Source organism: Halomonas sp. McH1-25 (assembly GCF_022348165.1).
In the GTDB taxonomy this organism is placed as follows: Bacteria; Pseudomonadota; Gammaproteobacteria; order Pseudomonadales; family Halomonadaceae; genus Modicisalibacter.
Genome location: NZ_JAKRFI010000008.1, coordinates 146,985 through 172,145 on the forward strand (window position 1 = coordinate 146,985; position 25,161 = coordinate 172,145).

Consider the following 25,161-nt stretch of genomic DNA (forward strand, 5'->3'; position numbering starts at 1 on the left):
TGGTACGAAGGTGAATGGATGGCTGCCGAACCAACGGTGCGTGAATACGCTCCGGGCCTCGAACGATGTTCTGTGCGCCTAGATTAACACGCTTGCCGACAATGAGCGCGACGCACACCGCCCGACTCCCGCTTTCGAGCCCGGGCCTCGGTCGCTATGGTTACGCTTACGCTTAGCGAAAGATTTTCCGTTTTTTCAGGAGCCGGCATGCGCACGTTCTACCATGACGACCAGGCCCTGCATCATCCGTGCAGCTATTTCTCGCGCGGCAAGATGCGTACGCCGCAAGAGGTGCCGACACGCATCGATCCGCTGCTCGCGGCCGTGGCATCCTTGAACGCCTCGTGCGAGCGCCCCGGGGATGCCGGCATGGGCCCCATTGCCGAAGTGCATACCCAACCCTACCTGCGTTTTCTGGAAAGTGCCCATCGACGCTGGCCCGAAGACTGGGGCGGCGAGGTCATGTCCAACGTCTTCGTGCGCGAACCCAATGCCCTGCGTGGCGTACTCGCCGAAGCCGGCCGTTATCTGGCCGATGGCAGCGCGCCGCTGGGCGAATTTACCTGGCAGGCCGCCTACGCCTCGGCACAGAGCGCCATCGCCGCCGCCGACACCTTGATCCAGGGCGAGCGCCAGGCCTATGCACTATGTCGTCCGCCGGGCCACCATGCGCGCGCCGATGCGGCCGGCGGCTTCTGCTATCTCAACAATGCCGCCATCGCGGCCCAGCGGCTCAGTCATCACCATTCGCGCATCGCCATTCTCGATACCGACATGCACCACGGCCAGGGAATCCAGGAAATCTTCTATACCCGTGACGATGTACTTTACGTTTCGATCCACGGCGATCCGACCAACTTCTACCCCGCCGCTTGCGGCTTCGAGGACGAACGCGGCCAAGAATCCGGCTACGGCTACAACCTCAACCTGCCGATGCCCCACGGCGCTTCGGAAGCCGACTTCTTCGCCCGGCTCGACGAGGCCTGCCGCGCCGTTGCCCTGTATGCCCCCGACGTGTTGATCCTGGCCCTGGGTTTCGATATCTATACCGACGATCCCCAGGCCAAGGTCAGCGTCAGTACGGAGGGCTTCGCCCAGCTCGGCCAGATCGTCGCCGGGTTCAATCTGCCTACGCTGGTGATCCAGGAAGGTGGTTACGCCGTGGATAGCCTGGAAGTGAACGCTCGCTCCTTCTTTCGCGGACTGCTGGGCTGAAACGACGACGCCCCGGCAAAGGCCGAGGCGTCAGGAGCGGAAAACGGCTGGTACTCAGTTGCTGCGTGCCACGGGCTGTGCGGGGCGACTGAAGAACCACGGGCGCAGCTTGACGCCCAAAATGTTGCCGGCAAAGGCCGCCACCAGCCACAACCAGCCATGCAGACTGCCCGAGGCAATGCCGCCAAAATATGCGCCGATATTGCAGCCGAACGCCAGACGCGCCCCGTAACCGAGCAACAGGCCACCCACAACCGCGGCAACGACCGAACGCAGCGGAATATTGAACTTCGGCGCAAACTTGCCGGCTAGCGAAGCAGCCACCAACGCCCCCAGAATGATCCCCACATTCATCACGGTCGTAATATCGGACCACACGCTTGCCTCGAGCGCGGCAGCGTTACCAGGGGCCTGCCAGTAACCCCAACTGCTGACATCGCCGCCCAGCACCTCGAAGACCTTGGCGCCCCAAAGCGCAAACGCCGACGTGATGCCCCATGGACGGCCCGCCAGCGCCAGGGTAATGAAATTGAGCAGCGCCAGCGCAACGGCGCCGAACAGCAGCGGCCAGGGGCCACGCAGCCAGCGTGAACGCTTGTCTTCGACCTGAGGGGCTGACTCCAGCCGGCCATGGCGATGCCGCTCCATGATCACTGTGACCGCGGCAATCAGGGCAAAGACCGCCAAGCTGACCGCAATACCGCCACCGGCACCGAACACCTCGACCAGCGAGGTCGGCCGAAAGGCCGGCAGGCTCTGCCACCAGGTAAAGTGCGCCGTACCGATCAAGGAGCCGACGATGAAGAAAGCTAGGGTGATGAGCATGCGGGCATTGCCGCCACCGACCGTGAACAGCGTGCCGGAAGCGCAACCGCCGCCGAGCTGCATTCCCAGGCCAAACAGAAAGGCACCCACCAGCACCGATACCCCGATCGGCGCAACATAACCCGACACTGGCGTGCCGAACAGCGTACCCGCCGCCAGCGCCGGAAAGAACAGCACCACGGCCAGGGCAAGCATGAGCATCTGGGCACGCAATCCGCGCCCACGCCGCTCGCTGATAAATACGCGCCAGGCCCCGGTGAAACCGAACGCGGCATGATAGAGCACCATGCCGAAGGCGCCACCGACCAGCATGAGTGCAGCCAGCCGCGGGCCGAAGGCGATCGCCAGCCCCAGCATACCCAGCAGCAACGCCCCCGCCCCCAGCCAAACCGCGGGAGCCGGGCGTTGCGGCGCCAATGTCATGTCCGTCATGGACTCCTCCTGATTCGTGAGCTCATCCGAGCAAAGCCGGATAAAGCCTACCTTTTTACTCAAGAATCAGGAAATAGATAAGCGCGATGAATTAATTAGCTTTAGGAATAATTAACCCGCTTACAATAAGCGCCCACGTGGGGCGCTCTCGGCGTCGCAGGCAGGTCGACTAGACGAAGCGTCCCAGCCCCACCGCATGGCGCAACTTGTCCATCAGCGGCGCAGCCTCGGTGCGGGCACGCTCAGCCCCTGTCTTCAGCACCCGCTCGATATGACCGGGATCTTCCATCAGCGCCTGGTAACGCTCGCGCGGCTCGCGCAGGTGGGCGTTGAGGTGCTCGAACAATTCGTTCTTGGCCTCGCCCCAACCGATGCCTTCGGCATAACGTTGGCGCATCGCCTGTGTCTCTTCGGCACTGGCGAAGGCCGAATAGATCTGGAACAGCGTGCAGGCATCGGGATCCTTCGGCTCGCCGGGCTCCAGCGAGTTGGTCTTGATCTTGCGGACCAGCTTGAGCAGTTTCTTCTCGCTGACGAACAGCGGAATGGTGTTGTTGTAGCTCTTGGACATCTTGCGTCCGTCGAGCCCGCCCAGCACCTCGACCTTCTCGTCGACCACCGCCTCGGGCAGTGTGAAGTACTGGCCCTTGAACAGGTGATTGAAGCGCCCGGCCATGTCGCGCGCCATTTCGATGTGCTGGATCTGATCACGCCCCACCGGCACCTTGTTGGCATTGAACATCAGGATGTCGGCGGCCATCAGCACCGGGTAGCCGAACAGGCCCATGGTCACGCCCTTGTCCAGATCCTGCTGGCCCGCGGACTCGTTCTCGGCCACGGCGGCCTTGTAGGCATGCGCCCGATTCATCAGGCCCTTGGCGCAGACGCAGGAAAGCATCCAGTTCAGTTCGGGGATCTCGGGAATGTCCGACTGGCGATAGAAGATGGCATTGTCGGTATCCAGGCCCAGCGCCAGCCAGGTGGCGGCGATCTCCAGACGTGACTCCTGGACGCGCTTGGGATCCTGACACTTGATCAGGGCATGCAGATCGGCGAGAAAATAATAGGACTGTACGTTGGGGTCCTGGCTGGCGTCGATCGCCGGCTTGATGGCTCCGACGTAATTGCCGAGATGCGGCGTGCCGGTGGTGGTGATACCGGTAAGAACGCGAGTTTTTTCCATGAGTAGGCGTATCTGCGTAAGCGAGGGTAAATACGCCCTAGTGTACAACGCCGGTGCTTTTCAAAGCGACCGCCGGCCATGGACCGGCAGTCCGGTAAGTTTCATGCCGTCACGCTACGCGGATCGACGCTTTCCAGGCCGAAGGCTTCGGCCACCGCCGGGTGCGTCACCTGGCCGGCATGCACGTTGAGACCGGCCAGGAAGTGGGGATCGTCGCCGAGCGCCTGTTTCCAGCCCCGCTCGGCCAGGGCAATGACGAAAGGCAGAGTGGCATTGGTCAATGCCTGAGTGGAGGTGCGCGCCACCGCCCCGGGCATGTTGGCCACACAGTAGTGCACGATGCCATCGACCACGTAGGTGGGTTCGGCGTGGGTCGTGGCTTTGCTGGTCTCGAAACAACCGCCCTGATCGATGGCGACGTCGACGAGCACGCTGCCGGGGCGCATCTCGCCCAGTTGACCGCGAGTGATCAGCTTGGGTGCAGCGGCGCCGGGCACCAGCACCGCACCGATGATCAGATCGGACGTGCGGATCGCCTCATCCAGCGCGTCGGACGTCGAATACACGGTGCGCAGCCGGCCCTGATAGCGATGATCGAGCGTCTCCAGGCGTGACAGCGACTTGTCGAGCACTGTGACTTCGGCCCCCAGACCCAGCGCCATGCGTGCGGCATTCTCGCCGACCACACCGCCGCCGATGACGGTCACACTGGCCGGCGCCACCCCCGGCACCCCGGGCAGCAGCACACCCGAGCCCCCTTGCGCCTTCTCCAGACTATGCGCGCCGGCCTGCACGGCCATGCGCCCCGCCACCCGACTCATCGGCGCCAGCAGCGGCAATCCGCCATCACGGTCGGTGATGGTCTCGTAGGCGATACAGGTCGCGCCGGATTTCATGAGCCCGCGGGTCAAGGTTTCCTCGGCGGCCAGATGCAGGTAAGTGAACAGGGTCTGGCCTTCCTTGAGCCGGGCAACCTCGTCGGGCTGCGGTTCCTTGACCTTGACGATCAGCTCGGCATCGCGCCAGAGCGTGTCGACGTCCTGCTCGACGTCGGCACCGGCGGCCTGGTAATCGGCATCGGGATACCCCGATCCCTCTCCCGCCGAGGCTTCCACAGCCACCCGATGGCCGCGTTCGATCAGCTCGCGTACGCCGGTGGGCGTCAGGGCGATACGATATTCGTGGTTCTTGATTTCCTTGGGAACGGCGATCTTCATGACCCCTCCTGCGCACGATGGAGTAGAGCGAATTACCCACCTAGTACAGCACAAGGCCTCAAACACATTAAAACGGCGCCATAAAAAGAAAAATCGTTCTCTTCAATATGACAGACAGAGTCGTTTTCCTTGCCAGCGCTGCCAACAGCAGAACATTCCTCGGCATCACACCGTCTCGTCGACCAGCGCTCCTCCATAGACATCGACGTAAGCCGCCGGCAGGCGTCGCGGGCGACCCGACGAGAGAGCGATACAGGCAAAGCGGGTACGTGCCCGCAGCAGCGTCACGCCATCGTCAGGCCGCAGGAGCTGGAAACGACGCGTCAGCGTCATACGGCCATCGCAGGCGACGATCCATGTCGCCATCGCCAGTCGGTCGCCGGCATGTGCCGGAGCCAGATAATCGAGCTCGTGGCGATGCACGGCCATGGCTCGATCATGCTGGCGATAATCGTCGATATCCAGGCCCAGAGACTGGGAGTGCGCCCAGCTTACCCGCTCCACCCAGCGCAGGTATTCGGCATTGTTGGCATGTCCGTAGGCGTCGATGGCCGCCTCGGTAACCGTAATATCGATGACGAAGGGATCGGCCAGGTCCCAGCTCATGGCGACTCCTTGGGCTGCGTTGCGAAGAAGCAGGCTAGCAATGCCGCTCTATCCTGTCATTCCATGTCGCGGGGCGTGCCGCACTGCCAGCAGGTATCGAATACACCGTCGAGCATCTCGCCACACTGCTGGCAACGCCAGGCCGACGGCATGTCATCCGGGCCGTGCAGGGCTGCTTGCAACAGCAACTGGGCATGCGTGTAGTCACACGCCGCAACCCAGACTTCCGGCTCGCATTCGCTCAAGGGCAGCTCACCGGCGCCGCCACCGAGCGACATGTTGCGTAGCTCGCAGGCGATACCGGCAGCCTCAAGCACGTTGCACACATGACTGACCAACAGCGCATTGGAATGCGCGAACAGGCACAGCTCGCCGGCAACCGCCACAATGGCCTCGCTAGTCGCGGAAGACGCGTACGCCCAGCGCCTTGAGGTAAGCCGTCTCGGGAATCGCCGGATGCACCGGATGATCCGGCCCCTGGCCACCCTGATAGATGATCTGGCCATGCCGGTCCTGATGACGTACCGCACCACGCACGCATTCGACCAAGCGCTCGGGCGCCAGGTGCATCGAACACGAGGCGCTCAGCAGCAGGCCGTCGCGTCCCAGCAGGCGCATGGCCTCGCGATTGAGACGCGAGTAGGCACGCTCGCCATTGGGAATGTCCTTGCGCTTCTTGATGAAGGCCGGCGGGTCGAGCACGATCACGTCGAATTGTTCGCCCTCGGCCTTGAGCGCAGCCAGTGCCTCGAAGGCATCGCCCTCTCCGATGGCCACCTGCTCGGCCAGACCATTGAGTGCAGCATTTTCGGCGACGCGCTCCAGCGCCTCGGCAGAGCTGTCGATGCACAGCACTTCCGTCGCCCCGTGGGCGGCCGCCTGTACGCCCCAGCCGCCGACATAACTGAACACGTCGAGCACGCGCTTGCCGGCCACCAGGCCATTGAACCAGGCGCGATTGGCACGATGATCGTAGAACCAGCCGGTCTTCTGACCATCGATTACCGGCGCCACGAAACGTACGCCGTTCTCTTCCAGCAGGACCTGCTCCGGCAGCTCGCCGAAGACCACCTCGACCTGACGCTCGAGCTGCTCCTGACGCCGTCCGGACGAATCGTTCTTGAACACGATGGCCCGCGGCGACAACACCTTGTCCAGTGCAGCGACGATCTCATCGCCCAGATGCTCCATACCCAAGGTATTGAGCTGAACGACCAGCACGTCGTCGAAGCGGTCGACGATCAGGCCCGGCAACAGATCGCCCTCGCCATGAATCAGCCGATAGAACGGCTTGGCGAACAGCCGCTGACGCAACGCCAGCGCCTGATTGAAGCGATGCACCAGCAACGAGCGATCGAGGCGCACATTGGCATCACGCGACACCACCCGCGCACAGATCAGCGAGTGCGGATTGACGTAGGCCACTCCCAGCGGCTTGCCGTTGGCGGCCTCGATAATGGCTTGGGCACCGGGCTCGACACCCTTGAGCGGCGTCGCCTCGATATCGATCTCGTTGGAGTACAGCCAGAGATGCCCCGCCTTGAGGCGGCGATCGGCGTTCTTCTTGAGGCGCAGGCGTTCGGACACGGAACTCTCCGTCAGGATGAAAGGACTGCGCGTATTCTAACGCGCCAGGATGACAGGAAGAAAAAGGCACAACGATAATATGGCCCCGGCTTGCCAGAAAAGCTGGCGCGCGACGGCCATGCGCCGCGGCTTTCGATCAGGTTTGGCAGTGCGCACAGTAAACGCTCGCTCGCTGCCCCAACGTAATCAGGCGCAGCTCATCGCCACATCGCCGGCAGGCCTGCCCGGCCCGGCCATAGACATTGAGCCGCTGAGCGAAATAGCCCGGTTCGCCGGTGCCGCTGACGAAGTCGCGCAGCGTGGTGCCGCCCTGGGTGATGGCGGCAGCCAGCACCTCGCGTACCGCCTCGGCCAGCCGCAGGTAGCGTTCGCGCGAGATTCTTCCCGCCGCCCGGCGTGGATCGATACCTGCCATGTACAAGGCTTCGGTGGCGTAGATATTGCCCACGCCCACGACGACGGCGTTATCCATCAGAAACGGCTTGACCGCCAGACGCTTTCCGCGCGACAGCGTGTACAGCCGATCCCCGGTGAAATCCGGCGATAGCGGCTCGGGACCCAGTCGGCGGAAGCGGGAATCGCTACCGATGCCGCCCTGCAGCCAGTCGACGAAACCGAAACGGCGCGGGTCGTGATAGCGCAGGACGCTGCCATCCTCGACGATAATGTCGACATGGTCGTGCTTCCTGGGAAGATCCCCGACCCGAGCGATGCGCAGGCTGCCCGACATGCCCAGATGCCAGATCAGCGTCCGCTCGCCACCCTCCGACGCCTGCAGCGGTAGCAACAGGTACTTGGCGCGACGTCCCAACTCACCGATGCGACGGCCAATCAGGCTATCGGCCAGATCGTCGGGAACCGGAGTACGCAGACGCCGTTCGCGGACGATCACCTCGCTGATTTCCTGCCCCACGATATGCGGAGCGATGCCGCGGCGCGTAGTTTCGACTTCGGGTAGCTCGGGCATGGCGGGTCTCACAACATCCGGTACAGATACGAAAAGACCCGGCCTGGGCCGGGTCTTTCTCGGCAGAGCGGTTTTTTGAAACCCGATCTGCCATGGAGGCACTCAGATCACTTGATCTTGGCTTCCCGGTAAATCACGTGCTTGCGAACCACCGGATCGTACTTCTTGAATTCGAGCTTGTCCGGCGTATTACGCTTGTTCTTTGCCGTGGTGTAGAAGTGGCCGGTACCGGCACTGGACACCAACTTGATCTTGTCACGCATGATGCAACTCCCTTAGATCTGCTCGCCGCGCTTGCGGATGTCTACGAGCACCTCTTCGATGCCCTTCTTGTCGATGATGCGCATGCCTTTGGACGAGACGCGCAGCTTGACGAAGCGCTTCTCGGCTTCCACCCAGAAACGGTGGGTGTGAAGGTTGGGCACGAAACGACGACGCGTCTTGCGCTGGGAGTGGGATACGTTATTACCAGTCACCGGACGCTTGCCGGTAACCTGACATACTTTGGACATGAGAGCCTCCAACCGCTGGGCGAGTTGTTCAAAACCTGTCGGGCAAACCGGGAAGAGAGAATGGCAGGTAACCGCCTTCCGCCCCTTAATTAACCCAAGGAAGTCAAAGGGCGTACTTTATACCAGAGAGATGCCGCCACGGCAACGTTTTCCACGCCAAGAAACTCTATACCCGCAAGCCGAGTGCAGCAAGTTCCGCACTATAGCCAGCCACGTTCCGCAAACGACACCACATCGCCATCGCCCACCACGAAATGATCCAGCACGCGAATATCGAACAGGCTCAGTGCGTCCTTGAGCCGCTCGGTGATACGCCGGTCGGCTCCGCTGGGCTCGGCCACGCCCGAAGGATGATTGTGAGCGAAGATCACCGCACCCGCACCCAGCTCCAGAGCGCGCCGGGCCACTTCCCGCGGATAGACCGAGGCGCTGTCCAGCGTGCCGCGAAACATCGATTCGAAACGAATCACATGATGCTGGGTGTCCAGAAACAGGGCAGCGAATTCTTCATGGCCGAGATGACGTAGGTGCGAGGCCAAAAAGACTCGCACCAGGGCGGGCGACGTCAGCGCACCGCCACGTTCGATCTGACTGGCCAAGTGACGCCGGGAGAGCTCAAGCACCGCCTGCAGTTGCACGAACTTGGCCTCGCCCAGACCATGCTCGGCGCAGAATCGCGTACGGTCGGCTTCCAGTAGTTGGCGTAGCCCACCAAAGCCGCTCAACAAATCCCGCGCCAGATCCACCGCCGATCGGCCCTTTACGCCCACGCGCAGAAAGATCGCCAGCAGTTCCGCATCCGACAGCGCGGCCGCCCCCAACGACAACAGCTTCTCGCGCGGTCGCTCGCCCTCGGGCCAGTCCCGAATGCCCATTGCCTCTCCCCGTTACCCGAAAACACCGGGACTTACATTACGCGACATCCACGACTAGCCTGAATCGGCAACCTGCTCTTTTCATGTACGCCATCACTGACAGTGCCACCGCGCCCGAACGAGTGGTCGCGCTACGCAAAGGCGTGCATGTAATGGTAAGGTAACCCCCCAGGATCACTAGGATTGCTTGCCATGTCGCATCTGGCCGGAAAGCGCATTCTGCTGGGCATCAGCGCCGGCATCGCCGCCTACAAGAGCGCGCACTTGGCGCGGCTACTGAAGAAAGCCGGCGCCGAGGTTCGCGTGGTGATGACCGAGGGGGCCCAGGCGTTTATCACGCCATTGACGTTGCAGGCCCTGACCGGCGAAGCGGTACGCACCTCGCTGCTCGATCCGGAGGCAGAGGCCGGCATGGGGCATATCGAGCTGGCCCGTTGGGCCGAGGTGGTATTGATCGCCCCGGCCACGGCGGACCTGATGGCACGTCTCGCCCACGGCCATGCCGACGATCTGCTGACCACCCTGTGCCTGGCCACCGAAGCCGACTGCCTGATGGCGCCGGCCATGAATCAAGCCATGTGGCGTCACCCGGCCACCCAGGACAATGTCACCCGCCTCGCGGAGTACGGCTGGCAGCTGCTCGGCCCAGATGCAGGTGACCAGGCCTGCGGCGATATCGGCCCCGGCCGCATGCTGGAGCCCGAGGCCATCGTTGCAAGACTGACCACTCAGCCGGACACGCTGCCTTTCGACTCGCCTCTTGCCGATGGACCGGACAGCGCCACGCCGGACGATGACAAGACGCTCGACGCCTTGGGCCTGACCATTACGCTGACCGCCGGGCCGACACGTGAACCGCTGGATCCTGTGCGCTACCTGACCAACCACAGCTCGGGCAAGATGGGCTACGCTCTGGCCGATGCAGCTGCCCGACGCGGCGCCCGGGTTCGCCTGATCAGCGGCCCGGTCAACCTGCCCACGCCGGCGGGCGTCGAGCGCATCGATGTCGAATCGGCCAGCGAGATGCACGAAGCGGCACGCCAGTCGATCACCGATAGCGACATCTTCATCGGTTGCGCTGCCGTCGCCGACTATCGCGCCGAGCGATTCAGCGAGCACAAACTCAAGAAGACACCGGGCGAAGAGACACTGATGCTGCGCCTGGTCAAGAATCCCGACATCGTTGCCGCGGTGGCCGCCGCAGAGCCACGTCCATTCGTGGTCGGTTTTGCCGCCGAGACCCGCGACGTCGAGGCCTACGCCCGCGACAAGCTGCTGCGCAAGAACCTCGACATGATCGTCGCCAACGATGTCAGTCAGGCCGGCCTTGGCTTCGGTGCCGACAAGAACGCCGCGCTGCTTTTGTGGCGCAGCGCCGCCAGCGGCACAGGCCGTCTCGAGCTGCCCGCCCAGAGCAAGGCCACCTTGGCCGATACGATCATCGCCGTCGTCGTGGAGCGCTTTCATGCCAAGCAACACGAGACGCTGCAGACGCCCCAACAGGACACCCCATGAGTGACGTTTCGACACCCGCTGCAACCCGCGGCGCCCGGCTTTCCGTCAAGATTCTCGACGAGCGGGTCCATCAATACCCGTTGCCGCACTATGCGACCCAGGGCAGCGCCGGCATGGATCTGCGCGCGCTGCTCGATGCCCCGCTGATGCTCGCGCCCGGCGACTGCGAGCTGATACGTACCGGACTGGCCGTGCATATCGCCGATCCCGGCCTTGCCGGCCTGATCCTGCCGCGCTCGGGCCTGGGCCATAAGCATGGCATCGTGCTGGGCAACTTGGTCGGCTTGATCGACTCGGACTATCAGGGCGAGCTGATGATTTCCGTCTGGAACCGTGGCCAGCAGCCGTTCACGCTGGAGCCCGGCGAACGTCTGGCACAATACGTGCTTGTGCCTGTGGTACAGGCCGAACTCGACGTCGTCGAGGACTTCGACGTCAGCTTGCGCGGCGAAGGCGGCTTCGGCCACTCGGGCCGCCGCTGAGCATGCGTATGCGCACGTTGCGTAACGCTTACAGGAAACATCCCGGCAGCGTGCCGGGAGACATAGCGACATCCGTCGACACCAAGGAGGGATCATGACCCAAATAACCCCATCCATCTTCCGCGCCTATGACATCCGCGGCATCGTGGACGACACATTGACCGACGAAAGCGTCGAGCTGATCGGTCGGGCCATCGGCAGCGAAGCCGCCAAGCGCGGCGAGTCTACCGTCGTGGTCGCCCGGGACGGGCGCCTGTCGGGCCCACGCTTCAAGGACGCTCTGACCCGTGGCCTCAACGCCGCCGGGCGAGACGTCATCGACCTCGGCATGGTACCGACGCCGGTTCTCTACTTTGCCACTTACGTACTCGACGGCACCGCCTCGGGCGTCATGGTCACCGGCAGCCACAATCCGCCGGACTACAACGGCTTCAAGATCGTGCTGGGCGGCGAGACACTGTCCGGGGACGCCATCACCGCACTCTACGAGCGCATCAAGAACGACGACCTGGAAAGTGGCGAAGGCGCGGTGCGTGAGCACGACATTCGCGATGCCTACCTGGAACGCATTCTCGGCGACGTTACGCTGAGCCGGCCGATCAAAGCCGTGGTCGACTGCGGCAACGGCGTGACCGGCGAGCTGGGCCCCAAGCTCATCGAGCGCCTGGGCGTCGAGACGATCCGCCTGTTCGACGACATCGACGGCACCTTCCCCAACCATCACCCCGATCCCGGCAAGCTCGAGAACCTCGAAGACGTGATCGCCAAGGTCAAGGAAACCGGCGCCGACATCGGCCTGGCCTTCGACGGCGACGGCGATCGCCTGGGCGTGGTCACACCCAAGGGCGAGGTGATCTATCCCGATCGCCTGATGATGGCTTTCTCCGAGGACATGCTGACGCGCAATCCCGGCGCCCGGGTGATCTTCGACGTCAAATGCACCAGCAACCTGGCGCAGGTGATCGAAAAGGCCGGCGGCACGCCGGAAATGTGGCGCACCGGACATTCGCTGATCAAGGCGCGCATGAAGGAGACCGGCGCCCAACTGGCCGGCGAGATGAGCGGCCACATCTTCTTCCAGGAACGCTGGTACGGTTTCGACGACGGCATCTATGGCGCGGCGCGCCTGCTCGAGATCCTCTCCAAGCAGGATGACGACGCCGACACCTTCTTCCATCGTTTTCCGCAGGACCTCGGTACGCCCGAGCTCAACGTCAAGGTCACCGATGACGACAAGTTCGATATCGTCGCCAAGCTGGCCAAGGAAGGCGATTTCGGCAACGATGGCGTGAAGACCACTCTGGACGGCATCCGTGTCGACTACCCCGATGGCTGGGGTCTGTGCCGCGCCTCCAACACCACGCCGGTGCTGGTGCTGCGCTTCGAAGGCAAGAACCAGGAAGCGCTCGAACGCATCCAGGCCAGTTTCCGCAACGCGCTCAAGCAGGTGGCGCCGGATGCCGAGCTGCCATTCTAGGCCGTGCCTGAAAGCGCCTGCGCCTGGCGGCTTTCAGACACACCCTGAACGTCTTGTCGTCGGCCTGCGGGCCGGCGACGCGTTTGATACTGAGGAGACCGATCGCCAATGAGCGAACAACCCCGCGATCCCCGCCTGGTGGTGGAGGTACTTTCCGAAGCTCTGCCCTATATCCAGCGTTTCTCCGGCAAGACCGTAGTGGTCAAGTACGGCGGCAATGCCATGACCGAGGAAGCGCTGGTCGATTCCTTCGCCCGCGACATGGTGTTGATGAAGGAAGTCGGCATCAACCCGGTGGTCGTGCACGGCGGCGGCCCGCAGATCGGCGAACTGCTCGGCAAGCTCAAGATCGAGTCGCGCTTCGTCAACGGCATGCGCGTCACCGATGCCGAGACCATGGACGTGGTCGAAATGGTGCTCGGCGGGCTGGTCAACAAGGGCATCGTCAACCAGATCAACCAGTGCGGCGGCAAAGCGATCGGCCTGACCGGGAAAGATGGCGGCCAGATTCGCGCCCGCCAGCTCAAGGTGGAACGCAAGAGTCCCGAGATGACCGTGCCCGAAATCATCGATATCGGCCACGTCGGCGAGGTCGAGCACGTCTCCACCGAGCTGATCGAGATGCTCACCGCCCGCGACTTCATTCCGGTGATCGCGCCGATCGGCGTCGACGCCAAGGGCAATAGCTATAACATCAACGCCGATCTGGTCGCCGGCAAGGTTGCCGAGGCGCTGCGCGCCGAAAAGCTCATGCTGTTGACCAACGTCGCCGGCCTGATGAATGCCGAGGGCGAGGTACTGACCGGCCTGTCGACCCAGCAGGTCGATGCGCTGATTGCCGACGGCACGATTCACGGCGGCATGCTGCCCAAGATTCGCTGTGCGCTGGAAGCCGTCAAGGGCGGCGTGGCCAGCTCGCACATCGTTGACGGCCGTGTCCCGCACGCCACCCTGCTGGAGATCTTCACCAATGCCGGTGTCGGCACACTGATCACCGACACCGCCCAACCTGTTGACTGAACGCCTTTATTTACGCACTGCACGCCGGTGCGGTGCGTTGTCTCGCCATTGAATGTTGCCGTTTGCCCTGGCTCGTCCCCCCAAGTACGATTAGCGGAACCATAAAATATTACTAGAAGAACGCCATGACGCAGGCTACTACCAAGCAGAGTCGCCGGGAGCAGATTCTCCAGGCGCTTGCGCTGATGCTCGAAGAAGATAGCGGAAAACGCATCACCACCGCTTCGCTGGCTCGTCAGGTCGGCGTTTCGGAGGCCGCCCTCTATCGCCATTTCCCGAGCAAGGCGCGCATGTTCGAGGGATTGATCGAATTCATCGAAGAAAGTCTTTTCGAGCGCATCCGACGGATCCTCGACGAGACGTCCGACGCTCCGTCCCGTTGCCAGCATATTCTGACGCTATTGCTGGGCTTCGCCGAAAAGAATCCCGGCCTGTGCCGGCTGCTCAATGGCGATGCGCTCACCGGTGAGACCGCACGATTGCGCGTGCGCATGGGACAGCTTTTCGAGCGCCTGGAAACCCAGCTCAAGCAGGTCCTGCGCGAAGCCGAGCTACGCGATGGCTTGCGCACCACCCTGCCGGTCTCGTCGGCGGCCAACCTGCTGCTGGCCTACGCCGAGGGGCGCATCGGCCAGTACGTACGCAGCGACTTCAAGCGGCTACCCACGGAGTACTGGAGCGAACAGTGGTCGCTATTGTCCAGTCAGCTCCTTGCCCCGATCCCGACGATAGCCCGCGCCTGAGCTGATCGCGCCGTCCTGATACGCAAAAGCGCCCGGCAATCTCTTGCCGGGCGCTTTCATCGGGCGGAACTCTCGTTTCTAGCGCCGCCGTCAGGCGGCCATTGCCTCGCCCAGTTGCTGACGAATCTTCTTCATGGCGTTCTTTTCGAGCTGCCGGATACGTTCGGCGGAAACACCATAGACATCGGCCAACTCGTGCAGCGTGGCCTTGTCTTCGGCCAGCCAACGGCTCTGCAGAATGTGGCGTGAGCGTTCGTCGAGGCTAGCCAGAGCATCCTGCAGGCGGCGGGTGGAATCCTCTTCCCAGTCGCTGTCCTCGAGCTGGACTGCCGGGTCGTAGCGGGTATCCTCGAGAAAGTGCACCGGCGCCTGGTAGGTCTGCTCTTCGTCGTCGGAGGGCGAAGCATCGAAGCCGGCATCGAATGCCGAGAGACGCCCTTCCATCTCGCGCACCACCTCGGGCTTGACGTCGAGATCCTTGGCGATGGCATCGACTTCGTCATTGTTCAACCAGGCCAGGCGCTTCTTGGCGCTACGCAGATTGAAGAACAGCTTGCGCTGGGCCTTGGTGGTAGCGATCTTGACGATGCGCCAGTTGCGCAGCACGAATTCGTGAATTTCCGCTTTGATCCAGTGCACCGCGAAGGAGACCAGACGCACGCCCTGATTCGGGTCGAAGCGCTTGACCGCCTTCATCAGGCCGACGTTGCCCTCCTGGATTAGATCGGCCTGCGGCAGCCCATAGCCGGAATAACTGCGTGCAATATGCACGACGAAACGCAGATGCGACATGACCAGACGGCGTGCAGCCTCCAGGTCGTTGTGCTCATGCAGACGAAAGGCCAGTTCGCGCTCTTCCTCGACAGTCAGCACGGAAATGCTGTTGACTGCCTGGATGTAGCCATTCAGATCATGGCCCGGCGAAAGCTGGCCAATAGGCTGAAGACTGGTGCTCATGCAGGATGTCTCCATGTTGCCCAAGAAGCGGGGAGCCATGCTATGGCTCGACCCAACAATAATTAGACGCCTAACATAGCTGTGCGATCATAGGACCGCAACTACAGCGTGAAGTTCCACCAACTGCAAGACAGTCAACGATCGCCTTGCCTGCTCAGGTTAGCGCGGCCGGATGTCCTTTAGATGACGGCTCACCGCTATCCAGCTACCCAACCAGCCTAGTAGTGTACTAGAAACCAACAAGATTGCCGAACCTTCCGTCCCCAGCGACGGCATGACGAAGGTTGCCCCGTAGCTCTGCGCCAGTGCCTGAACCGGTGCGGCCAACCACTGTCCTCCCAAGGTCAACATGCCCCAGGCCAGCAGCCCCCCGCCCAAGCCGTACCAGGCCCCACTGTACAGGAAGGGACGGCGCACGAAGGCATGGGTGGCGCCGATCAGCGTCACTACTTCGATCTCCTGACGGCGGCTCTCCACCGCCAGTCGGATGGTGTTGCCAACGATCAGCAATACGCCGAGACCAAACAATACACCCAGCGCCAAGGTCAGACGTTGACCCAGCTCAGCCAGACGATTCAGCCGTTCGAGCCAGGCCATGTCCAGGCGCACCTCATCGACGCCCTCGACATCGTCCAACTGCCCGCTCAGCTCATTCACGGCCTGCGGAGACACGTCGCGGGGCGAGACGATGATACTCGCCGGCAGCGGATTCTCCTCCAGTTCGCTCAGCGCATCCTCGAGCCCCAGGGCCTGCTGGAATTCGGCCATGCCTTCGGCCGCCGTGACCAGCCGGGCACCGGCCACGCCGGGTTGGGCACGCAGCGTATCGGCCACGTCCATGGCCTGATGTTCCCCGAGCGAGGCCGACAGGTAGACCGTCAACGTGGCGCTCTCGTCGAGCTCGGTATCCAGCGCCTTGGCGCTGTCCATGACCAACCACAGAGCGCAGGGCAGGATCAGAGCGATGGCAATGGCCACCATGGTCAGCAGGCTGCCCAACGGCCGACGTAACAGCCGATGCGCACTGTCGCGGGCCATGGCCCGATGGTGGCGGCTCCAGGCGCGCAACCGACTATCCAGCCCGGTGCGATGACTACGCGCACCTCGTCGCGGCGCGGCGGCACGGGACGCCGGCGCCGCGGCTCGTCCTTCATTGCGTCTGGAAGCACCGGAGCTCATACGGCCTCCCGGGCGGCATGTTCGTCGGCGATCAGACGACCATCGCGTAGCCGCAATACCCGATGGCGCAGCCGGGCGATCAGCGCCAGATCGTGACTGGCGATCATGACCGTGGTGCCGATACGGTTGAAGTCCTCGAACAGACGCATGATATCGGCCGATAGCTGGGGATCGAGGTTGCCCGTCGGTTCGTCGGCCAGCAGCAGCGCCGGCTTGTTGACCACCGCCCGCGCAATGCCGATACGCTGCTGCTCACCGCCGGAGAGTTCGATGGGCAATGCCTTCTCGCGATGCAACAGGCCGACCTTGTCGAGGGCGGCCCGCACGCGCCGGGCCGCCTCGTGAGGCTCGACGCCCTGGATTTCGAGAGGCAGCGCCACGTTGGCGAACACGTCGCGGTCGAAGAGCAACTGGTGATCCTGAAAGACTACACCGATCTGTCGTCGGTAGAAGGGAATCTGGCTGGTATGCAGCCGGTCGATATCGTAGCCGGCCACCAGGATACGCCCCCGGGAGGGACGCTCGAGACGCATGATCAGGCGCAGCAACGAGCTCTTGCCGGCCCCCGAATGACCGGTCAGGAAGACCATCTCACCGCGCTGCACACTGAAATTGATGTCGGCGAGCGCCTCGAAGCGCCCACCGTAACGCTTGCCAACATGCTCGAAAGCGATCATGCCGCGTTCTCGTCATCCTGCGAGAACAGTGCGTTGACGAAATCATCCGCCGCGAAGGGACGCAGATCGTCCAGCGTTTCGCCGACGCCGATGTAGCGGATCGGCGTACCCAGCTGCTTGGCCAGGGCGAAGATGATCCCACCCTTGGCGGTGCCATCGAGCTTGGTCAGGGTAATGCCGGTGACCGGGATCGCCTCGTTGAAAGTGCTCGCCTGGGCCAGGGCGTTCTGGCCGGTCCCGGCATCGAGCACCAACATCACTTCATGAGGCGCCGCCTCGTCGAGCTTGGCCATTACCCGACGCACCTTCTTGAGCTCCTCCATGAGGTGGCCCTTGTTATGCAGTCGCCCGGCCGTATCGGCAATCAGCACATCGACCTTACGCGCCTTGGCTGCAGCCAGGGCATCGTAAATCACCGAGGCACTGTCGGCGCCGGTATGCTGGGCGACGACCGGCACGTTGTTGCGCTCGCCCCAGACCTTGAGCTGCTCCACCGCGGCGGCGCGGAAAGTGTCGCCGGCAGCGAGCATGACACTACGCCCCTCGCCCTGGAAGCGCTTGGTCAGCTTGCCGATGGTGGTGGTCTTGCCGACCCCGTTGACGCCGACCATGAGGATCACGAACGGCCCCTCGCCCTTGGGTGGCAGCGCCAGCGGCGTGGCCACCGGAGCGAGCAGTTCGGTCAGCTCTTCCTGCAGCGCCCGATAGAGCGCCTGAGGATCGTTGAGCTCCTTGCGCGAGACCCGGGCCGACAGGTTGTCGATGATCTCGGTGGTCGCTTCGATGCCGACGTCGGCCATCAGCAGCTGGGTCTCGAGATCCTCCATGAGTTCGTCGTCGATCTGTTTCTTGCCCAGAAACAGGTTGGCCAGGCCGTCGGTCAGGTTGGCGCGCGTCTTGCCCAGACCAGCCTTGATGCGTGAAAACCAGCCCCGCTTCTCACTCTTGGGCTTGTCGCGCCCGGCCGTGGCCGCCGAGGTATCGTGGGGCACCTCGGCGACGCTGCCACCGTCGATGCCGCCCGCCTCTTCCTGACGGCGCACTTCCTCATGAGCCTCGTCGGCCGCCTGAGCCTGCGTATCCGCCTTGACTTCGTCATCACGGGCGTCGCCAACGTCCGCTGTCGTCGCTTCGGGCTCGGGCGCCAGCGGCTCCCCTTCCGTCACTGACGCCTCATCCTCCGTCAACGCTTCGTCGGCAGGCAGTTCGGCATCGGGCCGCTTCACCTCCTCGGCCAGCGACTCGTGCGGAGTGTCCACCGGCACTTCATCGAGCGCAGTGTGGGCTTCGCCCGTGGCCAGCTCGCCATCGAGCGCCTCACGAGAGGCTTCCTGCTCCAGTTCGTCGGGACGATACTCCGCCGCCTGCTGGGCCTCGGGGTCGTGTTCGCGTACCGCCTCTGCCGCGGCGGGTTCCTCATCGGCAGTGCGCTCCTCGGCCTCAGTGGCCTGTTGCTGCTCGAGCGCTTCCTGCTGATCAGATTCCTGCTTCTTCTTGCGCTTGAAAAAACCGAACATGGGCGAGTTCTATGCTGTAGAGGTTGTGAATCGAACCATCCTATCACTGTGCACTACCACTGTGGATAAGGCACACGTACAATCCAGCGACCATGACCCGACAACGCCCCTCCCGCAACCGCCGCCGCCCAGCCACGTCCACGCCGGACCGGCCGCGTGGAAAACTACGCATCATCGGTGGCCGCTTTCGTCGCCGGCTGCTTCCGGTGGCCGACAGCCCCGGCCTGCGCCCGACGCCCGACCGGGTCCGCGAGACCCTATTCAACTGGCTGGCCTTCGACCTGGCCGGTCGTCGCGTCCTGGATCTCTTCGCCGGCACTGGCGCGCTCGGCCTGGAAGCCCTGTCGCGCGGCGCCGATCAGACGCGTTTCGTCGAGACCAATGCCGAAGTCGCGCGCCTGATCGAGGCCAACCTGGCCACGCTGGGCGCTACCGGCCAGGTCGTGGTGCGCAATGCGCTCGACTTTCTGAACGAGCCCGCCACGCCTTTCGACGTCGTGTTCCTGGATCCTCCGTTTCGCCGGGATCTGGCCGGACCGGCCTGCGATTTGCTCGAGCGTCGAGGCTGGCTGGCTGACGATGCGCTGATCTACGTTGAAACCGAGGCTGGCTTGCCACCCCAAGTGCCGGGATGCTGGACGCTGCATCGCGAGGTCAAGGCGGGCGATAGCCACGGCCGGCTCTATCGACGCACGCCGTCAGCCTTTGGAGACGCTTGCTGAGCGGCAGGACGCAGCGTACGCTGGCGGCTGGCCAGTCGTGCCAGACTACGCAAGACATCAGGAGAATAGGATGAGCATCGAACTCTTCAACCAGCTCGAGCAGAAAGTCGCCAATGCGGTCGAATCGCTGGAAATGCTAAAAATGGAAGCCGAGGAACTCCGCGAGGAGAATGCCCGGCTCAAGCAGGAACATCAGGAATGGGAACGTCGCCTCAATGGCTTGCTGGACAAGTTCCGCGAGCTGGAAAGCAGCGAAACCAGCGTCTCCTGAACGCCAGTAAGCGCTCCTGCTGTTCTGCGCCGGCCGGGCTCACGCCTTGCCGGCAGCCAACATCAACGACATGAGCCACGCATCCTCACGCCCTTCCTCGCTACGATAATAGCCTCGCCGCACTCCGTCGTGCTGGAATCCCGCTCGCCGGTACACGGCAATGGCGGCCTGATTCGAGGCGCGAACTTCGAGCAGTAGCCGTTCACTGCCCCACTTGTTCGCTTGGGCAACCCCCGCTTCCAGCAAGGCCGAGGCAACGCCCTGACGACGCATCTGGGGTGCGACCGTAATCGCCTGCAGCTCGGCCTCGAAAGGCAAGCGGTAGAATACGGCAAAGCCCTGCAGGCCAGCGTTCTCCTTCATGCCCCAGACCTGGGCCCGCGCGTCCACAAGCGCTTCGTGTAGCTGGGCTTGCGACCACGGATGAGGCTGGCCTTCGCTCTCCAGCGCCACCAGGCGCGGCAGGTCATCGAGCGTCAACAACTCAGGACGCATCGTCAGGTTCACCGTCCGCCGCGCCATGCCAGGCCTCGCGCCAGTCGACCATGGCCCGCCACAGCTCACGCTTGGCGTCGGGTGACATCGCCAGCGCCTCCAGCGCAGGCCCTTGCCAGCCATCGATGTTCAACAGGCTACAGCGTCCATCCTTCAACGCCAGGACAGAGCTGAGCGTTGCGTCCTCACCGAAGACCAGAACGCGTTCCGGACGCCAGCCACGACGACTCTGACCTTCCACGAAGGCACGTAAGCCATCGCACGCCTCGTCAAGCGGCGACTCGGCAGGCGCCCCTTCGACGACCGGCCAGCGGAATTCCTGAAAGCCCGGCGGATTCCTGGGCAAAATGCCAGCCGCCTGAAGCAGATTGTCAAGCAGGCGCCGACTCGTAGCGTCGAGCGGCTGACGCTGCGGCACGATCACCAGCCAGCGCCCATCCAGTGCAGCGACCTGCAGCGTGAAACGCAGCGATTCCTGAGGCCCACGCTTGCTGGCCTCGGCCGGTGCCTCTTCCAAGGCCGGTGCCGTAGCCGATGCCTGCTCGGGAACCTCCACAAGCCCCTCGGATTCGAGCAATCCCCGGGCCCGCTTACGCTGGCGCGCAGCGGGTGCCGTCTCCACTGGCGAGCGCGGAGGCGCCTCGACCGGCGTGTCGAGCAACGCATGCAGACGTTGTGCTGGTGGCCGCTCGGCAGGCACCTCGGGCTCGAGCCATTCGCAGGCCGGCGTTTCGGCCGCGTTCGGCAGGCGATAACGGCTGACCCAGACGGTCAGCCCCATGGCCTCGAGATATTGCGAGCGTTGCGGTTCGGTGATCATTCAGCGGCTGCCACCGCCTCGACAGTTGGGCGAATCCGGACGTGATCCACCCCGCACTTCCCACTCGTCCGGGGTGTAAAGATGCAATGCCAAGGCATGGACCGGTCCGGCTTTCTCGTCGGCCAGGATGGCATAGACCTGCTGGTGGCGTTTCACGGGCATCAGCCCCTCGAAGCGGGGCGAGACCAGCGTTACCTTGAAATGCGTTTCCGAATTGGGCGGCACGTGGTGCATGTGACTCTCGTTCTCCACGGCCAGGTAGACGGGTTCGAGAGCCTGCAACTTGGTTTCGATCTGTGCCTGGATGCTCATGCTGTTTGGCCTCCTGTGGCGAAGCGATTATTGTAACGTGTCGTCCAGGTGGGACGATATGTTCAGTGGCGAGCTGCCAGCGGTATGCGCCACAGACTCAACGACAGCGCGACCACCACGAAAACGCAGCCCAGCCAAAGGGCCAACTGCAGCGAACCGTACGACAGCGCCAATACGATGCCGACCAGTGCGGTACCCAGTGACTGTCCGAAGGTGCGCACCGATGCCAGCACCCCCGATGCATTGGCGCTGAGCTCCAGCGGCACGCTACCGATCATTTCACGGTTATTGGGCGCCTGAAACAGCCCATACCCCAATCCGCATAGTAGCGTACGCCAGATCACATCCAGCGGCGCTGCCGCATCCGGCATCAGGGCCAGCGACAACATGCCCAGCAGGAAGATGCCCAGCCCCAGCGACGATAGCTTGGTGGGATTGACCCGGTCCGCCAGGCGCCCGGCCATGGGCCCGGCAAACATCAGCGCCAGCGGCCACGGCGTGAACATCAGCGCGGCCTGCCATGGCGATAGCCCCATCAAGTTCTGGTAGAAGAATGGCAGGCCGACGAAGGCGGCTCCATTGGCGGTGAACGCCAACATCGAAATCACTGCTGCGTAAGAGAAGCGTGGCTCGGCGAACAGAGCCGGCGGCACCAGAGGGCGCGACGCCCGGCGCAGGCGCCAGACGAACAGGCTCGTCAATACGCCACTCAGCACCAATAGGGCCACCACCTCGACAATCGACGCACCATGGCCCATGCGATCGATACCATAGACGAAGCTTCCCAGCATGCCGGCCGACAGCACGGCCCCCGGCCAATCGAGCCGCCCCGGCTGCGCCGCCTCACGAGGCAGCGCCCTGCTCGCCAGCCACAATGCAACCAACCCAACCGGCACATTGATGGCGAACAGCCACGGCCAACTGGCCACCGCCAACAGCAGACCGCCGAGCGACGGCCCCGAGGCGATGCCGAATGCCACGACCAGGGCCCCGAGCCCAATAGCGGACCCCAGCAGGCGCGACGGAAAGATGACCCGGTACATGGAAGGCCCGATGCTGAGCATGGCGGCCGCCCCGATTCCCTGCAGGATACGCGACAGCAGCAGCGTGTTCAGCGACTCGGAGAGCGCGCAGCACAACGAGGCAAACGAGAACACCGCCAGCCCGCCCATGTACAGCCGGTGTCGCCCGACCCGACGGCTCAGCGCCGCGAAAGTCAGCAACGAGGCTGCCGTCACCAACTGATAGGCATTGGTCACCCAGACGATGCGCGACTCGGCGACCTGCAGCTCGCGCGCCATCGTGGGCAGGGCGATATTGACGATACCCCCATCCAGCACGGCCATTAGCGTTCCCATGACCAGTACCAACAGGGCAAGCTTGCGCTGCGGCCCCGGCAAACCATCGTCGTCGGGACGCGTCTCGAAAAGTCGGCTCAATAGCATAAGAAAACCCGGCAGAGCCGGGCAGACAACATCATATGGCGGAACGAATGCAGGCTAGCCCTGCTTATTCTTCATCGGTTTCCAGCAGTATCGCATCGTCGAAATCGGCGATTTCCAGCGGTGCCTCGTCATCGAGGTCGATGGCAAGGTAGCTATGTTCGACCGACAGAAAGCGCTGGAACAGCGCCCAGTCGATGGACTCGGGCCATTGCCGCTCGTCCTCCTCCCAGGCGCGCAACTCATTCTCGAGAATGTCCATGTAACGCTCGCGCACCCAGGCGTCGAGCGCTTCCTCGGTATCCATCTCGGGAATCAGATAGACGGTGTTCTCGCGATCGATGTCGTCGATGGTCAGGTCATCGTTACCGACCATCGGCTCCAGCGAGTTGATCCAGTCGACGAACGCCTGGGTTGGCTTGACGCTCAGCGCAGAGCGATTGAGCAGTTTCATCGGGAGTCTCCTCGGCATGCGGTCTCGACATCGAAACGCTGACCATTATGGTCGCTCGCCACGCGACTTACCAACTATTCCGGTCGCATCGCCGGGAACAGCAGCACATCGCGAATCGATGGGCTGTCCGTGAACAGCATCACCAGGCGATCGATCCCGATACCTTCGCCCGCCGTCGGCGGCAGCCCGTACTCCAATGCCCGTACGTAGTCGGCATCGTAGTACATCGCCTCGAGATCGCCGGCCTCCTTCTCGGCCACCTGGGCGGCAAAGCGCTCAGCCTGATCCTCGGCGTCGTTGAGCTCGGAGAAGCCATTGGCAATCTCCCGGCCGCCGACGAAGAACTCGAAGCGATCGGTGACGAACGGGTTGGCATCGTTGCGCCGCGCCAGCGGACTGACCTCGGCCGGGTACTCGATGATGAAGGTCGGCTGATCGAGCCGATGCTCGGCGACCTCCTCGAAGATTTCGGTCTGCAACTTGCCGAGTCCCCAGCCCTCCTTGACCTGAAGCCCCAGCGTCATGGCCGTGTCGCGGGCCGCCTCGAGGGTATCGATATCGGCATCGGCGATGCCGTCGCCATGCTCGAGGATCGCTTCGCGCAGCGTCAGCCGGCGGAACGGCTTGCCCAGGTCGTACTCGGTGCCCTGATAATTGAGCACGGTGCTTCCCAGGACTTCCCGGGCGGCGTTGCGGATCATCTCCTCGGTCAGGTCGAGCAGATCCCTGTAGTCCGCATAGGCCCAGTAGAACTCGAGCATGGTGAACTCGGGGTTGTGACGCGTCGATAGCCCCTCGTTGCGGAAGTTGCGGTTGATCTCGAAGACCCGCTCGAAGCCGCCCACCACCAGGCGCTTGAGATACAATTCGGGCGCAATGCGCAGGTACATGTCGATGTCCAGCGCATTGTGGTGAGTGATGAACGGTCTCGCCGTGGCCCCGCCGGGAATCGGCTGCAGCATCGGCGTCTCGACTTCCATGAAGCCACGCGCCTCGAAGAAACGCCGGATCGAAGCGATCACCCCGGCGCGCACCTCGAAGGCCCGGCGCGACTCGGGGTTCATGATCAGATCGACATAGCGCTGACGGTAACGCGCTTCCATGTCGGTCAAACCATGGAATTTGTCGGGTAGCGGACGCAGACTCTTGGTGAGCAGCTTGGCCTCGACCATCATCACATACAGGTCGCCCTTGCCGGACTTGTGCACCGGCCCGCGCGCAGCGACGATGTCGCCAAGATCCCAACCCTTGACGTCCTCGAGGATTTCCTCGGGCAGGCCCTTCTTGTCGACATAGAGCTGGATCTGGCCGGAAACGTCCTGAATGACGATGAACGGTCCACGCTTGCGCATGATCCGCCCCGCTACCGCCGCCTGGCGATTGCGGCTCTCCAGCTCAGCCTTGTCGAATTCGCCCAGCTCGGCCTGTAGCTCCGCCGCCAGGCTATCGCGGCGAAAGTCGTTGGGGAACGCGCTGCCACCATGCTCGGCGGCTTTCTCGCGGCGGGCAGCCAGTTTGGCCCGCCGCTCCGCGATCAGGTGGTTTTCGTCGTGCTGGGGAGAATCCTGGTTCGCCATTGCTCTGCCTATGAAAAAATCGCTAATTCGAAAGCTGCCCAGTCCACTCACGCCGCGGGGCCGACGCGAGCGATGCCAAGAC

The 25,161-nt window shown here is 63.3% G+C and carries 28 protein-coding genes; 8 read left to right on the plus strand and 20 right to left on the minus strand.

Annotated elements, in window-relative coordinates; genetic code table 11:
- Positions 1 to 207 precede the first annotated feature (207 nt).
- Entirely contained in the window at positions 208 to 1,215 is a 1,008-nt protein-coding gene (locus MHM84_RS18000) for a histone deacetylase family protein (RefSeq protein WP_239267829.1), read from the plus strand.
- A gap of 54 nt (positions 1,216 to 1,269) precedes the next feature.
- On the opposite strand, the gene MHM84_RS18005 is transcribed toward MHM84_RS18000, so the two are convergent.
- The 10 genes from MHM84_RS18005 to radC all read right to left on the minus strand — a co-directional run bounded on the left by MHM84_RS18005 (position 1,270) and on the right by radC (position 9,419).
- On the minus strand, positions 1,270 to 2,397 hold the full coding sequence (locus MHM84_RS18005) for a YeeE/YedE family protein (RefSeq protein ID WP_343218303.1): 1,128 nt from the start codon (positions 2,395 to 2,397) through the stop codon (positions 1,270 to 1,272).
- Between the two features lie 244 nt (positions 2,398 to 2,641).
- Positions 2,642 to 3,655 (minus strand): tryptophan--tRNA ligase, encoded by a 1,014-nt coding sequence (locus MHM84_RS18010; protein WP_239267833.1) that lies wholly within the window; start codon positions 3,653 to 3,655, stop codon positions 2,642 to 2,644.
- A gap of 101 nt (positions 3,656 to 3,756) precedes the next feature.
- Positions 3,757 to 4,872, minus strand: coding sequence for an alanine dehydrogenase (gene ald, locus MHM84_RS18015; RefSeq protein WP_239267835.1), 1,116 nt, complete (start codon positions 4,870 to 4,872; stop codon positions 3,757 to 3,759).
- Between the two features lie 165 nt (positions 4,873 to 5,037).
- Positions 5,038 to 5,478: a thioesterase family protein gene (locus MHM84_RS18020; RefSeq protein ID WP_239267837.1), complete on the minus strand. Its 441-nt coding sequence runs from the start codon at positions 5,476 to 5,478 to the stop codon at positions 5,038 to 5,040.
- Between the two features lie 56 nt (positions 5,479 to 5,534).
- Positions 5,535 to 5,864: a DUF2007 domain-containing protein gene (locus MHM84_RS18025; RefSeq protein WP_239267839.1), complete on the minus strand. Its 330-nt coding sequence runs from the start codon at positions 5,862 to 5,864 to the stop codon at positions 5,535 to 5,537.
- Positions 5,865 to 5,874: 10 nt separating this feature from the next.
- On the minus strand, positions 5,875 to 7,065 hold the full coding sequence (locus tag MHM84_RS18030) for a class I SAM-dependent rRNA methyltransferase (RefSeq protein ID WP_239267840.1): 1,191 nt from the start codon (positions 7,063 to 7,065) through the stop codon (positions 5,875 to 5,877).
- Between the two features lie 136 nt (positions 7,066 to 7,201).
- Entirely contained in the window at positions 7,202 to 8,032 is an 831-nt protein-coding gene (gene mutM, locus MHM84_RS18035) for a bifunctional DNA-formamidopyrimidine glycosylase/DNA-(apurinic or apyrimidinic site) lyase (protein WP_239267842.1), read from the minus strand.
- A gap of 107 nt (positions 8,033 to 8,139) precedes the next feature.
- Positions 8,140 to 8,295 carry a 50S ribosomal protein L33 gene (gene rpmG, locus MHM84_RS18040; protein WP_019019574.1) on the minus strand — a complete coding sequence of 52 codons (156 nt, stop codon included), beginning with the start codon at positions 8,293 to 8,295 and terminating at the stop codon, positions 8,140 to 8,142.
- Positions 8,296 to 8,307: 12 nt separating this feature from the next.
- Entirely contained in the window at positions 8,308 to 8,544 is a 237-nt protein-coding gene (gene rpmB, locus MHM84_RS18045; RefSeq protein WP_239267844.1) for a 50S ribosomal protein L28, read from the minus strand.
- 200 nt (positions 8,545 to 8,744) lie between these two features.
- The gene (gene radC / locus MHM84_RS18050) at positions 8,745 to 9,419 is read right to left on the minus strand and encodes a DNA repair protein RadC (protein WP_239267846.1); all 675 of its coding nucleotides are present in this window, start codon (positions 9,417 to 9,419) and stop codon (positions 8,745 to 8,747) included.
- Between the two features lie 192 nt (positions 9,420 to 9,611).
- Between radC and coaBC the strand changes: the two genes are divergently transcribed.
- From coaBC to slmA, 5 genes are all read left to right on the plus strand, one after another.
- A complete protein-coding gene (gene coaBC / locus MHM84_RS18055) occupies positions 9,612 to 10,934 on the plus strand; it encodes a bifunctional phosphopantothenoylcysteine decarboxylase/phosphopantothenate--cysteine ligase CoaBC (RefSeq protein ID WP_239267848.1) in 1,323 nt (440 codons plus the stop codon).
- Positions 10,931 to 11,416, plus strand: coding sequence for a dUTP diphosphatase (gene dut / locus MHM84_RS18060; RefSeq protein ID WP_239267850.1), 486 nt, complete (start codon positions 10,931 to 10,933; stop codon positions 11,414 to 11,416). Before coaBC ends, dut begins: the two co-directional genes overlap by 4 nt.
- Positions 11,417 to 11,510: 94 nt before the next feature.
- Positions 11,511 to 12,893 (plus strand): phosphomannomutase/phosphoglucomutase, encoded by a 1,383-nt coding sequence (locus MHM84_RS18065; RefSeq protein WP_239267852.1) that lies wholly within the window; start codon positions 11,511 to 11,513, stop codon positions 12,891 to 12,893.
- Positions 12,894 to 13,001: 108 nt separating this feature from the next.
- Positions 13,002 to 13,913 (plus strand): acetylglutamate kinase, encoded by a 912-nt coding sequence (argB, locus tag MHM84_RS18070; protein WP_239267854.1) that lies wholly within the window; start codon positions 13,002 to 13,004, stop codon positions 13,911 to 13,913.
- Between the two features lie 125 nt (positions 13,914 to 14,038).
- Positions 14,039 to 14,656 carry a nucleoid occlusion factor SlmA gene (gene slmA / locus MHM84_RS18075; RefSeq protein WP_239267856.1) on the plus strand — a complete coding sequence of 206 codons (618 nt, stop codon included), beginning with the start codon at positions 14,039 to 14,041 and terminating at the stop codon, positions 14,654 to 14,656.
- A gap of 90 nt (positions 14,657 to 14,746) precedes the next feature.
- On the opposite strand, the gene rpoH is transcribed toward slmA, so the two are convergent.
- The 4 genes from rpoH to ftsY all read right to left on the minus strand — a co-directional run bounded on the left by rpoH (position 14,747) and on the right by ftsY (position 18,986).
- The gene (gene rpoH / locus MHM84_RS18080; protein ID WP_239267858.1) at positions 14,747 to 15,613 is read right to left on the minus strand and encodes an RNA polymerase sigma factor RpoH; all 867 of its coding nucleotides are present in this window, start codon (positions 15,611 to 15,613) and stop codon (positions 14,747 to 14,749) included.
- Between the two features lie 159 nt (positions 15,614 to 15,772).
- Positions 15,773 to 16,792, minus strand: coding sequence for a permease-like cell division protein FtsX (gene ftsX, locus MHM84_RS18085; protein ID WP_239267861.1), 1,020 nt, complete (start codon positions 16,790 to 16,792; stop codon positions 15,773 to 15,775).
- Positions 16,789 to 17,469: a cell division ATP-binding protein FtsE gene (ftsE, locus tag MHM84_RS18090; RefSeq protein WP_239267863.1), complete on the minus strand. Its 681-nt coding sequence runs from the start codon at positions 17,467 to 17,469 to the stop codon at positions 16,789 to 16,791. Before ftsE ends, ftsX begins: the two co-directional genes overlap by 4 nt.
- Positions 17,466 to 18,986 (minus strand): signal recognition particle-docking protein FtsY, encoded by a 1,521-nt coding sequence (gene ftsY, locus MHM84_RS18095; RefSeq protein ID WP_239267865.1) that lies wholly within the window; start codon positions 18,984 to 18,986, stop codon positions 17,466 to 17,468. Before ftsY ends, ftsE begins: the two co-directional genes overlap by 4 nt.
- A gap of 92 nt (positions 18,987 to 19,078) precedes the next feature.
- On the opposite strand from ftsY, the gene rsmD reads away from it, so the two are divergent.
- Together rsmD and MHM84_RS18105 are read left to right on the plus strand one after the other, a co-directional pair.
- Positions 19,079 to 19,708, plus strand: coding sequence for a 16S rRNA (guanine(966)-N(2))-methyltransferase RsmD (gene rsmD / locus MHM84_RS18100; RefSeq protein ID WP_239267867.1), 630 nt, complete (start codon positions 19,079 to 19,081; stop codon positions 19,706 to 19,708).
- A 70-nt stretch (positions 19,709 to 19,778) separates the two neighbouring features.
- Positions 19,779 to 19,979, plus strand: a complete 201-nt coding sequence (locus MHM84_RS18105) for a cell division protein ZapB (protein WP_239267869.1) — start codon at positions 19,779 to 19,781, stop codon at positions 19,977 to 19,979.
- A 39-nt stretch (positions 19,980 to 20,018) separates the two neighbouring features.
- Here the strand turns inward: MHM84_RS18105 and rimI are convergent, their stop codons facing one another.
- From rimI to lysS, 6 genes are all read right to left on the minus strand, one after another.
- Positions 20,019 to 20,474, minus strand: coding sequence for a ribosomal protein S18-alanine N-acetyltransferase (gene rimI, locus MHM84_RS18110; RefSeq protein WP_239267871.1), 456 nt, complete (start codon positions 20,472 to 20,474; stop codon positions 20,019 to 20,021).
- The gene (locus MHM84_RS18115) at positions 20,464 to 21,294 is read right to left on the minus strand and encodes a hypothetical protein (RefSeq protein ID WP_239267873.1); all 831 of its coding nucleotides are present in this window, start codon (positions 21,292 to 21,294) and stop codon (positions 20,464 to 20,466) included. The genes rimI and MHM84_RS18115 overlap by 11 nt, the downstream gene beginning before the upstream one ends.
- Positions 21,295 to 21,606, minus strand: a complete 312-nt coding sequence (locus MHM84_RS18120) for a BolA/IbaG family iron-sulfur metabolism protein (protein WP_239267875.1) — start codon at positions 21,604 to 21,606, stop codon at positions 21,295 to 21,297.
- Positions 21,607 to 21,668: 62 nt separating this feature from the next.
- Entirely contained in the window at positions 21,669 to 23,051 is a 1,383-nt protein-coding gene (locus tag MHM84_RS18125; protein WP_239267877.1) for an MFS transporter, read from the minus strand.
- Positions 23,052 to 23,115: 64 nt separating this feature from the next.
- Entirely contained in the window at positions 23,116 to 23,502 is a 387-nt protein-coding gene (locus MHM84_RS18130; RefSeq protein ID WP_019019556.1) for a hypothetical protein, read from the minus strand.
- A gap of 74 nt (positions 23,503 to 23,576) precedes the next feature.
- A complete protein-coding gene (gene lysS, locus MHM84_RS18135) occupies positions 23,577 to 25,079 on the minus strand; it encodes a lysine--tRNA ligase (protein ID WP_239267879.1) in 1,503 nt (500 codons plus the stop codon).
- Positions 25,080 to 25,161 lie beyond the last annotated feature (82 nt).